Annotated in this window: 14 protein-coding genes; 7 read left to right on the top strand and 7 right to left on the bottom strand. The window is 70.9% G+C overall.

Annotated elements, in window-relative coordinates:
* The first annotated feature begins 125 nt into the window (after positions 1 to 125).
* Positions 126 to 845, top strand: a complete 720-nt coding sequence (locus tag ACIBG6_RS16300) for a DUF1707 domain-containing protein (RefSeq protein WP_399223231.1) — start codon at positions 126 to 128, stop codon at positions 843 to 845.
* Positions 846 to 1,017: 172 nt separating this feature from the next.
* A complete protein-coding gene (locus ACIBG6_RS16295; protein ID WP_317598754.1) occupies positions 1,018 to 1,392 on the top strand; it encodes a WhiB family transcriptional regulator in 375 nt (124 codons plus the stop codon).
* A 215-nt stretch (positions 1,393 to 1,607) separates the two neighbouring features.
* Here the strand turns inward: ACIBG6_RS16295 and glpX are convergent, their stop codons facing one another.
* Positions 1,608 to 2,642 carry a class II fructose-bisphosphatase gene (gene glpX / locus ACIBG6_RS16290; RefSeq protein WP_399223230.1) on the bottom strand — a complete coding sequence of 345 codons (1,035 nt, stop codon included), beginning with the start codon at positions 2,640 to 2,642 and terminating at the stop codon, positions 1,608 to 1,610.
* Between the two features lie 134 nt (positions 2,643 to 2,776).
* Between glpX and ACIBG6_RS16285 the strand changes: the two genes are divergently transcribed.
* Positions 2,777 to 3,310: a DUF4245 domain-containing protein gene (locus tag ACIBG6_RS16285; RefSeq protein ID WP_399223229.1), complete on the top strand. Its 534-nt coding sequence runs from the start codon at positions 2,777 to 2,779 to the stop codon at positions 3,308 to 3,310.
* A gap of 126 nt (positions 3,311 to 3,436) precedes the next feature.
* Here ACIBG6_RS16285 and ACIBG6_RS16280 read toward each other — a convergent pair whose 3' ends face one another.
* The 4 genes from ACIBG6_RS16280 to ACIBG6_RS16265 all read right to left on the bottom strand — a co-directional run bounded on the left by ACIBG6_RS16280 (position 3,437) and on the right by ACIBG6_RS16265 (position 7,251).
* Positions 3,437 to 4,027: a malonic semialdehyde reductase gene (locus ACIBG6_RS16280; RefSeq protein ID WP_329621386.1), complete on the bottom strand. Its 591-nt coding sequence runs from the start codon at positions 4,025 to 4,027 to the stop codon at positions 3,437 to 3,439.
* Positions 4,028 to 4,209: 182 nt separating this feature from the next.
* Positions 4,210 to 4,464: an exodeoxyribonuclease VII small subunit gene (locus ACIBG6_RS16275; RefSeq protein WP_399223228.1), complete on the bottom strand. Its 255-nt coding sequence runs from the start codon at positions 4,462 to 4,464 to the stop codon at positions 4,210 to 4,212.
* Positions 4,465 to 4,553: 89 nt separating this feature from the next.
* Positions 4,554 to 5,783 carry an exodeoxyribonuclease VII large subunit gene (xseA, locus tag ACIBG6_RS16270; RefSeq protein WP_399223227.1) on the bottom strand — a complete coding sequence of 410 codons (1,230 nt, stop codon included), beginning with the start codon at positions 5,781 to 5,783 and terminating at the stop codon, positions 4,554 to 4,556.
* Positions 5,784 to 5,889: 106 nt separating this feature from the next.
* Positions 5,890 to 7,251 (bottom strand): APC family permease, encoded by a 1,362-nt coding sequence (locus ACIBG6_RS16265; protein WP_399223226.1) that lies wholly within the window; start codon positions 7,249 to 7,251, stop codon positions 5,890 to 5,892.
* A 54-nt stretch (positions 7,252 to 7,305) separates the two neighbouring features.
* Here ACIBG6_RS16265 and ACIBG6_RS16260 point away from each other — a divergent pair, with 54 nt between their 5' ends.
* Both ACIBG6_RS16260 and ppgK read left to right on the top strand, forming a co-directional pair.
* Positions 7,306 to 8,358 carry a 4-hydroxy-3-methylbut-2-enyl diphosphate reductase gene (locus ACIBG6_RS16260; protein ID WP_399223225.1) on the top strand — a complete coding sequence of 351 codons (1,053 nt, stop codon included), beginning with the start codon at positions 7,306 to 7,308 and terminating at the stop codon, positions 8,356 to 8,358.
* Between the two features lie 54 nt (positions 8,359 to 8,412).
* Complete coding sequence (gene ppgK, locus ACIBG6_RS16255; protein ID WP_399223224.1) at positions 8,413 to 9,156, top strand: polyphosphate--glucose phosphotransferase; 744 nt, start codon at positions 8,413 to 8,415, stop codon at positions 9,154 to 9,156.
* An 85-nt stretch (positions 9,157 to 9,241) separates the two neighbouring features.
* On the opposite strand, the gene ACIBG6_RS16250 is transcribed toward ppgK, so the two are convergent.
* Complete coding sequence (locus ACIBG6_RS16250; RefSeq protein ID WP_399223374.1) at positions 9,242 to 9,919, bottom strand: DUF6542 domain-containing protein; 678 nt, start codon at positions 9,917 to 9,919, stop codon at positions 9,242 to 9,244.
* Between the two features lie 272 nt (positions 9,920 to 10,191).
* Between ACIBG6_RS16250 and ychF the strand changes: the two genes are divergently transcribed.
* Positions 10,192 to 11,280 carry a redox-regulated ATPase YchF gene (gene ychF / locus ACIBG6_RS16245; RefSeq protein ID WP_329621380.1) on the top strand — a complete coding sequence of 363 codons (1,089 nt, stop codon included), beginning with the start codon at positions 10,192 to 10,194 and terminating at the stop codon, positions 11,278 to 11,280.
* 62 nt (positions 11,281 to 11,342) lie between these two features.
* Here ychF and ACIBG6_RS16240 read toward each other — a convergent pair whose 3' ends face one another.
* On the bottom strand, positions 11,343 to 11,924 hold the full coding sequence (locus ACIBG6_RS16240) for a Uma2 family endonuclease (protein WP_399223223.1): 582 nt from the start codon (positions 11,922 to 11,924) through the stop codon (positions 11,343 to 11,345).
* A 240-nt stretch (positions 11,925 to 12,164) separates the two neighbouring features.
* Between ACIBG6_RS16240 and ACIBG6_RS16235 the strand changes: the two genes are divergently transcribed.
* Positions 12,165 to 12,635, top strand: a complete 471-nt coding sequence (locus ACIBG6_RS16235; protein ID WP_399223222.1) for a DIP1984 family protein — start codon at positions 12,165 to 12,167, stop codon at positions 12,633 to 12,635.
* The last annotated feature ends 186 nt before the right edge of the window (positions 12,636 to 12,821 follow it).

Raw genomic sequence — 12,821 nt, 5'->3', positions numbered from 1 at the left:
CCGGCGGGAGGCGGTCTCCCGACGTGGCTTCAAACCGCCTTTTCCGGCTGCCCGTTCGTCTCGTCCTCCACAGGTCCGGCCCCGCCCCCTGGTCGCGATCTATCGCGTTTCGCTACGCTGACTCCGTGGACCTCGAAAAGAAGCCCGAACCCGAAAAGCAGCCGCAGCCGCAGCGGTCGGCCGCGCCCGCCGAACCCGCCCCGGCCGAGACCGCTTTCGCCGACCCGCGAGGCTCGCTGCGGGCATCCGACGCGGACCGGGACCGGATCGCGGACATCCTCCGGGACGCCCTGGCCGAGGGCCGGATCGATCCCGAGGAGCACTCGGACCGGATCGACGCCGTCTACCGGGCCAAGACCGTCGGAGAGCTGGAGCCGATCGTCAGCGACCTGCCGGGCCCCCGGACCCGCCGGGAGCCGGAACCGGCGTACGACGACGACCCGGGCGACCCCGCCGCCGCGGCGGACAGCCTCGTCGCGATCTTCTCCAGCACGACCCGCAAGGGCCGGTGGCGGGTGGGCCGCAGGACGAACGCCTTCGCGCTCTTCGGGAACATCGAGATCGATCTGACCGAGGCGATCTTCGCGCAGCGCCTGACCACCATCAACGCCACGTCGATCTTCGGGAACGTCGAGGTGCGCGTCCCGGAGAACATCAGCCTGCGCGGCAACGGCAGCGGAGTCTTCGGCAACTTCGAGGTGGTGACCCTGGAGGGCGTCGATCCGCAGGCCCCGGTCGTCGTCGTCAACGGCTACTCGGTCTTCGGGAACGTCGAGGCGAGGCCCAAGCGCGGCAAGTGGATCACCGACCTCCAGGGCAAGCTGCGCAAACACCTCGGCCACTGACCCCGGGCGCCGTTCGTGTGTCGGGGCGATCTTCGTGGCCGGCCGGTGACCGGATTTCGTCCTGAGGTATCCGCAGTGCGGAACGGCGCGGCACGCAGTGCATAGGCGCGCGCACAGCGGGTAGGGCTGCTGCATCGCCGCTCGCTCGCGAAGCCGTCGTCAGGAGTAGATCGTGCTGCCACTGCCGCATCAGCCCCTCCAGGTCGCCGCCGTTCCCCCTCAGCGCACACCTGCCCGGGAGGACGAGGCCGGCCCCTGGCACGCGGAGGCGGCGTGCCGCCGGGACGAGGCGGGGCTCTTCTTCGCCCCTTCCAAGGAGCCGACCGCAGCGCGGCTCGCGCGGGAGGAGGCGGCCAAGCGGGTCTGCGCCCGCTGTCCCGTGATGATCGAGTGCCGGGAGCACGCGCTGCTCCAGCCCGAGCCGTACGGCGTGTGGGGCGGGCTCACCGCCGCGGAGCGCCGTGTGGTCCTGGCCAGACGCCGGCGGCGCGAGGTGGAGCTGAGGAAGGCGTCCGCGACCGACGGACGGATCGCCCAGGCGGGCTGACAGGGGAGCGGACGCCGACGCGGCCCGTACGGGAAGGGGCGCCCCCACCGCACATGGGGGCGCCCCTCTTCGTTCCGTTCCGCTGGGCCGTGGGCCGAGGCGACCGCTCAGCGGCGCGACCGATGTCGGCCGTACACCGATTCGGCCATTCCGCCGCACAATCGCTCGGCCGCTCGCCGCTCAGCCCCCTCGGCCGGCTCGGCCGGCCGTTCGGCTTACTTGGCGCGATCGAAGTCGATCTTGCTGTACGCGCGCAGCTTCGAGAGCCGGTGCGTCGAGTCGATCTGGCGGATCGTGCCGGACTTCGAGCGCATGACCAGCGACTGCGTCGTCGCCGTCTCGGCGCGGTAGCGCACGCCGCGCAGCAGCTCGCCGTCGGTGATGCCGGTCGCGACGAAGAACACGTTGTCGCCGCTGACCAGGTCGTTCGTGGAGAGCACCCGGTCCAGGTCGTGGCCCGCGTCGAGCGCCTTCTGCCGCTCGGCCTCGTCCTTCGGCCACAGCTTGCCCTGGATCACGCCGCCGAGGCACTTGATGGCGCAGGCGGAGATGATGCCCTCGGGGGTGCCGCCGACGCCCATGAGCATGTCGACGCCCGTGCCCTCGCGGACGGCCATGATCGAACCGGCGACGTCGCCGTCCGAGATGAACTTGATCCGGGCCCCGGTCTCGCGGATCTCCTTGACGATGCCCTCGTGACGGGGGCGGTCCAGGATCATGACCGTGATGTCCTCGGGAGAGGAGTTCTTCGCCTTGGCGACCCGGCGGATGTTGACCGAGACGGGGGCGTTGATGTCGACGAAGTCGGCGGCCTCGGGGCCGGTGACCAGCTTGTCCATGTAGAAGACCGCGGACGGGTCGAACATGGTGCCGCGGTCGGCGGCGGCCAGGACGGCGATCGCGTTCGGCATGCCCTTGGCGTTGAGCGTGGTGCCGTCGATCGGGTCGACGGCGATGTCGACCTCGGCGCCGGTGCCGTCGCCGACCCGCTCGCCGTTGAAGAGCATCGGGGCTTCGTCCTTCTCGCCCTCGCCGATGACGACGACGCCGTTCATCGAGACGGTGGAGATCAGGGTCCGCATGGCGTTGACCGCCGCGCCGTCCGCGCCGATCTTGTCGCCGCGGCCGACCCAGCGGCCTGCGGCCATGGCGGCGGCCTCGGTGACGCGGACCAGCTCGAGGGCGAGGTTCCGGTCGGGGGCCTCAGGGGAGACGACGAGCTCGGGCGGCAGGTGATGGTGCTCGGTCATCGAAGCGCACCTTTCTGTACGGCGACGGCCGGGAACGGCGACGGCCGGAAAAAACGAGGGTGATGCGACTCTATCGGTACGTCGACAAAATGAGCAGAGGGGCCCACGTTTGAGCACGACACCCTAATGCGACCATGTGGGGCGTGGCAGGTATGCGAGGTAGGCAGACGGTACGAGGGATGTTCCAGTCCCTCGGGGTGATCATGGTCGCTGCGGGAGTGATGTATCTCTTCATCCCGCATGACGAGAGCGCGGCGCCGGTCAAGGCGAAGGACTACCGCGTCGAGCTCCTGACGGCCCAGCGGGCGGCGCCCTATCCGGTGCTGGCACCCGAGGGCCTCGGGGCGGACTGGAAGGCGACGGTCGTCTCGTACAAGCGCGAGAAGGGCGACGCCTGGCAGCTCGGTTTCCTCTCCCCGGACACGCAGTACGTGGCGATCCACCAGTCGACGGCGGCGGCGGGCAAGTACGTGCCCGAGGTCACGCACGAGGCGAAGAACACGGGGAAGACCCGGACGGTGGACGGTCGGGTCTGGCAGCGCTGGGAGGGGCCGAAGTACGACGCGCTCGTCCGTACGGAGGGCGGCGCGACGACCGTCGTGACCGGTACGGCCTCCTTCGACCGGCTGGCCGAGATGGCGGGCTCGCTCAAGCCGCACAAGGCCTGACGGGCACCCGAGGCGTACGAGGGACGCACGAGACGCACGAGGGACGCACGAGATGTACGAGAAGGGCCCCGCACTCCGTGAGTGCGGGGCCCTTCTCGTGTGCCGTCAGGCTGGGTGCGATCAGGCTCAGACGGTGGTGACGACGTCGTCGTAGGCCAGGCGCGGGGAGCGCGGGAACCAGGCGTCCTCGCCCGGCTTGCCGATGTTGACGACCATCAGCGGGGTGTGGTCGCCGTCCAGGAACTCCTTCTGGAGGCCGGCGAAGTCCAGGCCGGTCATCGGGCCGGCGGCGAGGCCGGCGGCGCGGACGCCGACGATGAAGTAGGCGGCCTGGAGGGCGGCGTTCAGCACGGCGGACTGCTCGCGGACCGGGCGCTCCGAGAAGAACATGTCCTTGGCCTGCGGGAAGTGCGGGAGCAGGGCCGGGAGCTCCTCGTGGAACTCGTTGTCGGCGGAGAGGATCGCGACCAGCGGGGCGGTGGCGGTCTTCGCCTGGTTGCCCTCGGCCATGTGCTTGACCAGGCGCTCGCGGGCCTCGGGGGAGCGGACCAGGGTGATGCGCAGCGGGGTCTGGTTGAACGCGGTCGGACCGTACTGCACCAGGTCGTAGATCGCCTGAACCTGCTCGTCGGTCACCGGCTCGTCGGTGAACGTGTTGGCGGTGCGGGCCTCACGGAAAAGGAGGTCCTGGGCGGCGGGGTCAAGGGCGAGAGACATGCTGCGTACCTTCCGGACTGCGGATCAAGCGATGTCCTCGACAGTACGCGCATGATTGGTGAAACTTCAACTAATCCATCCGGATAGTGATCCGCTTCACTCCCGAGTCTACGCCAGGACCCGCAGGGCACCGGCAGGACCCGGCAGCACCGGCAGTGCCCGGCCGGCAGGACCCGGCAGGGCTACTCCTCTCCGCCCGAGCCCCCGCCCGCCGCCTCCGCCTCGGCCGCGCGCTCCGCCGCCAGGGAGGCGTCCAGTCGGGCCCGCGCGCCCTCGAGCCGCCGCCGGCAGACCTTCGCCAGCTCCTCGCCGCGCTCCCAGAGCGCGAGGGACTCCTCCAGGGACGTCCCGCCCGCCTCAAGCCGCCGTACGACCTCGATCAGCTCGTCCCGCGCCTGCTCGTACCCGAGCGCCGCCTCTTCCGTACCGGCTGCCATGTGTCCCGCCTTCCGTGTCGCGTGTCGCTTGTTGCTTCGCTCTCGATGATCTTCAAGCCCTGATCAGGGGGCCAGGGCGCAGGGTGGGGTCAGGCAGGGCCGGCCACGTCCCCGCCCACGCGTCGCACCGCGAACTCGCCCTCGGCGACCCGGGCCCGCAGCTCCTCGCCCTCCGCGACCTCCTCGGAGGAGCGGACCACCGCGCCGTCCGCCCGCTGGAGCACCGCGTACCCCCGCTCCATGGTCGCGGCGGGCGACAGTGCCCGGACCCGCGCCCGCGTGTGCGACAGCTCCGAGTCGGCCCGGTCCAGGAGGTGTCCCAGGACCCGCCGGCTCCGCGCGAGCAGCGCGTCGATCTCGTCCTCGCGGACCTCGACCATCCGCTGCGGATGCTCCATGACGGGCCGCGCGAGCGCGTGCGCGAGACCGCGCTCCTCCCGCTCCAGGAGCCCCCGCACAGTCCGCAGTGCCCGGTCCCGCAGCCCGCGCACCCGGTCGAGCTCCTCCCCGACGTCCGGTACGACCTTCTTGGCGGCGTCCGTGGGCGTCGAGGCCCGCAGGTCGGCCACCAGGTCGAGGAGAGGCGAGTCCGGCTCGTGCCCGATCGCGGAGACCACGGGCGTACGGCAGTCGGCGACGGCCCGCACGAGCCGCTCGTCCGAGAACGGCAGCAGGTCCTCGACGCTGCCGCCGCCCCGGGCGACGATGATCACGTCCACGTCCTCGTGGGCGTCGAGCTCCTTCACCGCCTGGACGACCTGCGGGACCGCCTTCACGCCCTGCACCGGGACGTTCCGCACCTCGAAGCGGACGGCCGGCCAGCGGCGCCGCGCGTTCTCCAGGACGTCCCGCTCCGCCGCCGAGGCGCGTCCGCAGACGAGCCCGATCAGATGGGGCAGGAACGGCAGCGGCTTCTTCCGGTCGAGCGCGAAGAGCCCCTCGGCCGCCAGGCTCCGCTTCAGCTGCTCGAGCCGGGCGAGCAGCTCGCCGATGCCGACCGGCTTGATCTCCACGGCCCGCAGCGACAGCTGCCCACGCGGTGCGTACCACTCGGGCTTGGCGTGCACGACGACCCGGGCGCCCTCGGACACCAGGTCCGCGACCGAGTCGAAGACCTGGCGGTAGCAGGTGACGCCGATGGAGATGTCGTGCGAGGGATCCCGCAGGGTCAGGAAGACGACCCCGGCGCCGGGGCGCCGCGACAGCTGCGTGATCTGCCCCTCGACCCAGATCGCTCCGAGCCGGTCGATCCAGCCCCCGATCAGCCGGGAGACCTCACCGACGGGAAGCGGTGCTTCGGCGGACGTAGTCAGAGCCATGGACCGAGCGTAACGGCGCGGTACGACAACGTGTACGACAACGGGGCGGCAGCGCGCACGAGAAGGAACAGGGCGCCGCCGCCGGCCACGCGCGCGCCCGGCGGCGTCAGCGCCGCGCGGGAGTCCGTGTCGTGCCCTGCACGGCCAGGACGATGAGCCCGACCCCCAGCCACACCACGCCCACCACCTGCGCGGCGACGGAGGCCTCCACGATCACCGCGATCAGGATCACCGCCCCCACGACCGGCATGACGACGTGCTTCAGCCAGTTCGGCGGCCCCTCCGCCCTCCGTACCGCGAACCACCCCACCACGCTCGCGTGCAGCAGCACGAACGCCGTCAGCGCGCCGACGTCGACCACCGACACCAGGTGGTCGAGCCCGTCGTCCCGCCGCGCCGCCCACACCGCCGCGACCATCGTCACCGTCGCCGCCACGAGCAGCGCCACCCTCGGCACGCCCGAGTCCGTACGGGCGAGCACGTGCGGCAGCCGCCGGTCGCGGCCCATCGCGAAGAGCAGCCGGGCGCCCGCGGCCTGCCCGGCGAGGGCGGCGAAGGCCGCGCCGATCGCCTTCGAGACGGCCACGAGATCGTGCAGCCAGCTGCCGACCGACACCTCCACGGCGTCGTAGAAGGCCGAGCCCTGCTTCACGGGATCCGCCGCGAGCTCGGCCGACGAGACCGGTTCGAGGAGGGCCACCAGCCAGGTCTGCGCCACGAACAGCGTGCCCGCGAGCGCCAGGCAGAACAGCACCGCCCGCGCGACCTTCGCCGAACCGCCCGTGACCTCCTCCGCGAAGGAGGCGATCGCGTCGAAGCCCAGATAGGACAGCACGGCCACCGACACCGCGCCGAGGACCGCGGCCGCCGAGAACGTGCCGTCGCCGGTCAGCGGCGACCACCAGTCGCGCTGCGCCCCGTCCCGTACGAGCACGACCACCGCCGACACGACGAAGACCAGGAGGACGACGATCTCCATCGCGAGCACGGCGAAGCCGACCCGGGCCGCGGCCCGGACGCCCCACAGGTTGAGCAGGGTGGTGACCACCACGGCGATCCCGGTCCACACCCACCGGTCCACCTCCGGGACCAGCGCCTCCATGGCGATGCCCGCGAAGAGATAGGCGACGGCGGGGATCAGCAGGTAGTCGAGGAGCGCCATCCATCCGGCGACGAAACCGGGCCCCTCGCCGAGCCCCTTGCGGGCGTACGTGAAGACGGAGCCGGCCTGCGGCGCGACCCGGATCATCTGGGCGTAGCTGAACGCCGTGAACGCCATGGCGACGGTGGCCACGACGTACACCAGTGCGACGGCCCCGTGGGACTTGGCGTCGAGCGTGCCGAAGACGCCGACGGGTGCCATCGGCGCGATGAAGAGGAGGCCGTAGACGACCAGGTCACGGAAGCCGAGGCTCCGACGGAGATCGGTGTGCTCGTCGCGGGCAGCCACCTGCGGTTCCTCGGCCATGCGGCCAGTCTCGGCCACGGTGCCGATCAAACCGCTCACCGACGCGGCCTTACGATGGGACGCATGACTGCAACGCCCGCGCCGACGCCCGAGTCCGCCTCCGCGACGAACCGCCCGAAGCGTGTCCTGCTCGCCGCTCCCCGCGGCTACTGCGCGGGCGTGGACCGTGCCGTGATCGCCGTGGAGAAGGCCCTGGAGCAGTACGGGGCGCCGATCTACGTACGCCACGAGATCGTCCACAACAAGTACGTGGTCCAGACGCTGGAGCGGAAGGGCGCGATCTTCGTCGACCAGGCGACCGAGGTGCCGCCGGGCAACATCGTGATGTTCTCCGCGCACGGCGTCGCCCCGACCGTCCACGAGGAGGCCCGCGAGGGCCGGCTCGCGACGATCGACGCGACCTGCCCGCTGGTCACCAAGGTCCACAAGGAAGCCGTCCGCTTCGCCAACGACGACTTCGACATCCTCCTCATCGGCCACGAGGGCCACGAGGAGGTCATCGGCACCTCCGGCGAGGCCCCCGACCACATCCAGCTGGTCGACGGCCCCGGGGACGTCGCCAAGATCGAGGTCCGCGACCCCTCCCGGGTCGTCTGGCTCTCCCAGACGACGCTCTCGGTCGACGAGACGATGGAAACGGTCGACGCGCTGAAGGAGAAGTTCCCGCAGCTGATCTCCCCGCCGTCCGACGACATCTGCTACGCCACGCAGAACCGCCAGATCGCGATCAAGGAGCTCGCCGGCCAGGCGGAGCTCGTGATCGTCGTCGGCTCGAAGAACTCCTCGAACTCGATCCGCATGGTCGAGGTCGCCAAGCAGGCCGGCGTCCCCGCCGCGTACCTGGTCGACTTCGCGAGCGAGATCGACGAGGCCTGGCTGGAGGGCGTGACCAGCGTCGGTCTCTCCTCCGGCGCCTCCGTCCCGGACATCCTGGTCCAGGAGGTCCTGGAGTGGCTCGGTGAGCGCGGCTACGCGGACGTCGAGATCGTCAAGACGGCGGACGAGTCCCTGACGTTCTCGCTGCCGAAGGAGCTCCGCAACAAGGACCTGCGGGCGGTGGCGGAGCAGCTCGGCAAGACGGAGCCGGTCGCCGCGGCCAAGGAGTGACTCCTTGTCACTCCACGAGGAGTAAGTCCCGGCCACAGCCCTTACCGTGGGTCCATGAACGTCTTCGGAGTGGACATCGGCGGCTCGGGCATCAAGGGCGCTCCTGTGGACCTTGAGCGCGGAGCGCTCGCCGAGGAGCGCCACAAGGTACTGACCCCGCAGCCCGCCACACCCGACGGTGTGGCGGGCTGCGTCGCGGAGGTCGTGGAGCACTTCGGCTGGACCGGACCGGTGGGGGTGACCTACCCGGGCGTGGTGACGGGCTCCACGATCCGTACGGCGGCGAACGTCGACAAATCGTGGATCGGCGTGGACGCGGGCACCCTGCTGAGCGAGCGCCTGGGCGGCCTCCCGGTGACCGTCCTGAACGACGCGGACGCGGCGGGAGTCGCGGAGATGACCTTCGGCGCGGGCCGGGGCCGCAAGGGCACGGTGATCCTCCTGACGCTCGGCACGGGCATCGGCTCGGCCCTCTTCGTCGACGGCCGGCTCGTCCCCAACACGGAGCTGGGCCACTTGGAGCTGAAGGGCCACGACGCGGAGACGCGGGCCTCGACGAAGGCCAAGGAGGACGAGGACCTCACCTGGGAACACTGGGCGAAGCGCCGGCTGACGAAGTACCTCGCGCACGTGGAGATGCTGTTCTCGCCGGAGCTGTTCATCATCGGCGGCGGGGTGAGCCGCAAGGCGGACAAGTTCCTCCCGCTCGTCGAGGGCATCCGCGCGGAGATCGTCCCCGCGGAGCTGCAGAACAATGCGGGGATCGTGGGCGCGGCGATGGCGACGGGCGGGTCCTGAGGGGTACGGATTCGGCGGGCGCCGCGGAATCCGCACGAGCGCGGCGAAGCGAGGGGGCTACGCGGCAGGGCTACGAGACACAGGGCTAGGCGACAGGGCGCCGGCCGGGCGCAGCAGGCCGCCCACCGGCCTTCTCACCCGCGGGGGCACCGCTGCCGCTGCCACTGCCACTGCCATGGCCACTGGCACTGGCGGCGCGCTGCTGGCGGCGCCCCATGTCCCGTACCTTGCGCACGCTCGTGATGAGCCCGGCGACGAGGGTGCCGCCGTACAGCCACCCGGCGTGCACGGCGAGCGCGGTCACGACGGCCATGGCCTGGCCGCCGAGCCCACCCGTACCGCCGGCGATGGGGACGACCCCGACGGCGAAGGCGATGGGCACGCTGATGGGGGCGGTGACGAGGTCGGCGGTACGGACCCACAGCGCGGTGAGGGCGCTGACCGGCAGGAACAGCAGCCCGAAGGCGATCGGGGAGCCGTCGAGGATCAGCCGGTCGAGGAAACCGATCACCAGCATGGCGGCGGCGGCGAAGAGCCCGGCGCCGAGGCCGGTGAGACGGGGAGAGGGGAGCCGCCGCAGGGCGAGGACGACGGGCGGCACCGGCCGTGTTCCGGGCGCCGTTCCCGGCCGCCCGGAACCGCGCCCGGGGACGGCGCCCGCCGCTCCCGCGGCCCCGGCCCGCTGCACGCGGGCGCCCCTGCCGGCCCTGCCGGTCACGCGGTAGACGGCCACGCCTTCCACGGCCACGCCTTCCACGGCCACGCCTTCCACGACAGCGCCCTCCACGAGCGCGCCGGGCGGCGTCACGGGCGGCGTGCCGGGCTTTTGCGGCCGTCGGCGGCCTTGCGGCTGACTTGTCCTGTGCTGCTCCACCCCACCAACGTAGGTCGGGAACGGGCGGGAACCGGGTCCGGGACACGCCCTTTGGGTGACCTTGCCCCCGAGATCGACCGAAGGTCGGCGTCACTGGCCGGTTCGCCCCGCCCGTAAACTGGGGGATCGGCCCACCATCCACACTTCAGGAAGTCGCCACCGTGTCGCTCACGATCGGAATCGTCGGTCTGCCGAATGTCGGCAAGTCGACCCTGTTCAACGCCCTGACCAAGAACGACGTGCTGGCGGCCAACTACCCGTTCGCCACGATCGAGCCCAACGTCGGAGTGGTCGGTGTCCCCGACGCCCGCCTGGCCGTCCTCGCGGGCATCTTCGGTTCGCAGAAGATCCTTCCCGCGACGGTGGACTTCGTCGACATCGCCGGCATCGTGCGCGGCGCCTCGGAGGGCGAGGGCCTCGGCAACAAGTTCCTCGCGAACATCCGCGAGTCGGACGCGATCTGCCAGGTCATCCGCGCCTTCAAGGACGAGAACGTCGTCCACGTCGACGGCAAGGTCTCGCCGAAGGACGACATCGAGACGATCAACACGGAGCTGATCCTCGCGGACCTCCAGTCGATCGAGAAGGCGGAGCCGCGCCTGACGAAGGAGTCCCGCCTCCAGAAGGAGAAGGTCGCGGTCCTCGCGGCCGTCCTCGAGGCCAAGAAGATCCTCGAAGCGGGCGACACCCTCTTCTCGAAGGGCATCGCCAAGGGCACGGAGCAGGGCGACCTCCTCCACGAGCTGCACCTCCTCACGACGAAGCCGTTCCTCTACGTCTTCAACGTGGACGAGGACGAGCTGACGGACGAGGCCTTCAAGGACGAGCAGCGCGCGCTGGTCGCCCCCGCCGAGGCGATCTTCCTGAACGCGAAGCTGGAGCAGGAGCTCATCGAGCTGGAGGACGACGAGGCCCTCGAACTCCTCCAGTCGGTCGGCCAGGAGGAGCCGGGCATGGCCACCCTGGGCCGCGTCGGCTTCGCGACCCTGGGCCTCCAGACCTACCTGACGGCAGGCCCCAAGGAAACCCGCGCCTGGACGATCAAGAAGGGCGCCACGGCCCCCGAGGCGGCCGGCGTCATCCACACCGACTTCCAGCGCGGCTTCATCAAGGCGGAGATCATCTCCTTCGCCGACCTGGTCGAATGCGGCTCGGTCGCAGAAGCCCGCGCGAAGGGCAAGGCCCGCATGGAGGGCAAGGAGTACGTGATGCAGGACGGCGACGTGGTGGAGTTCCGCTTCAACGTCTGATCGCAGCAGGAAGGGGCCGGACTCCGACGAGTCCGGCCCCTTCCGCGTGTCCGGGCGGGCCTTCAGGCAGTGCGGGGCGGCGTGAGACTGCCGAGGTCCAGGCTGATCGCGAAAGGCACCGGGCGCTGGAGGGTGCCCCGGAAGATACCCGCGGGCGCGTAGGCGCCAGTGGGTTCGTCGAGCTCGTAGACGTGGACGACGGGTGACCCGTCCTCATCTTCGATGCACCAGTAGTGCGGGATGCCGGCCTCTGCGTACTTGCGAAGCTTCACGGTGCGATCGCGGTGGGCGGACTCGGGGGAGACAGCTTCGACGACGAGTTTCACGTTCTCCGGGGCGTACCAGGTGCGGTCCGGGTCGTAGGGCAGGTCCGTCAGCAAGAGGTCCGGCTCGGGGCGGTTGCGGGCGTCGAGGCGGATCGTCATCTCCCGCTCGACCTCGAAGTCAGCTGGCGCCTGTGCCATGAGTGTGGTGGTCAGGGCGGTGACGAGGCGGCCGTGCCAGGCCCGCTGGGGCGACATCATGAAGACGAGTGCACCGTCGATGAGCTCGGTGTGGCGGGGTGCCTCGGGGAGGTGGTCCAAGTCCTCCGCGAACCAGCCCTCCGCGCGTGGCGGGCGCATCCAGTCGGGCAGTGCGGTCATGGGACAACCCTAGCGATCGTGGCTGTCATGGGGAGGTGTAGTACTGCTCATCGATGGCGACAGGTCCTGCCGGTGTGCCATGGATTTCTCCGCCTCGGCGTACCCAGGCCGGAAGCCCGGGGGCCGGCGTGGGTACGCCGAGGCGGCTCCTCGGGGTCTCCTGGGCGCCGGTCTCGGAGCGATCACGGGGGTGCGGGCTGACATACTTCGGCCGGATCGTCGTGACGGAGGTGCGGGACCTTGAAGCTTGCCGAGGCGTTGGCGTTGCGGGCGGACGCCGCTCGTCGGGTGGAGCAGTTGCGGGCCCGGGTCGTCAGTAGTGCCCGGTATCAGGAGGGCGAGGAGCCGGCCGAGAACGCCGGGAGTCTGCTCGCCGAGGCCGGCGAGGTGCTGGACGAGCTGGAGGGGTTGATCCGGCGGATCAACCGGACCAATGCCCACGTCGTCATCGACGGGGGCGGCACCCTCACGGACGCGCTCGCGCGCCGGGACGTGCTGCGGCTGCGGCACTCCGTGATCACCGACGCGGCCGACGCCGCCGCCGGACGGGACCGGCACGGCGGGGTGCGGCAGTTGCGGTCCGAGCTGAGGATGCTCGCGACGCTTCCGGTCGGCGAGCTGCGCGCGCAGGCGGACGTGCTCGCCCGGGAGATCCGGGAGACCGACGTACTGATCCAGCGGTCGAACTGGGAGGTCGATCTGCTGGACTGAGCCGGGTTCGGCGTGGAGTCGGTAGTCGTCACGAAGGCGTGCACAAGCCGCGGGCCGACGGTCAATTCGGTCCTACCTGGTGCGTGGAGAGCAGCGCAGGGGTTCGATTCCCCTTTTACACAGCAGCTCAGCACACCGCACAGGTGATGGTGCACAGCGCACAGTTCACCACCATGTGCAGATTCG

Source organism: Streptomyces sp. NPDC050842, assembly GCF_044456565.1.
Lineage (GTDB): Bacteria > Actinomycetota > Actinomycetes > Streptomycetales > Streptomycetaceae > Streptomyces.
The sequence above is the reverse complement of the archived record's forward strand: the minus strand, read 5'-3'. Positions and strand labels throughout refer to the sequence as shown.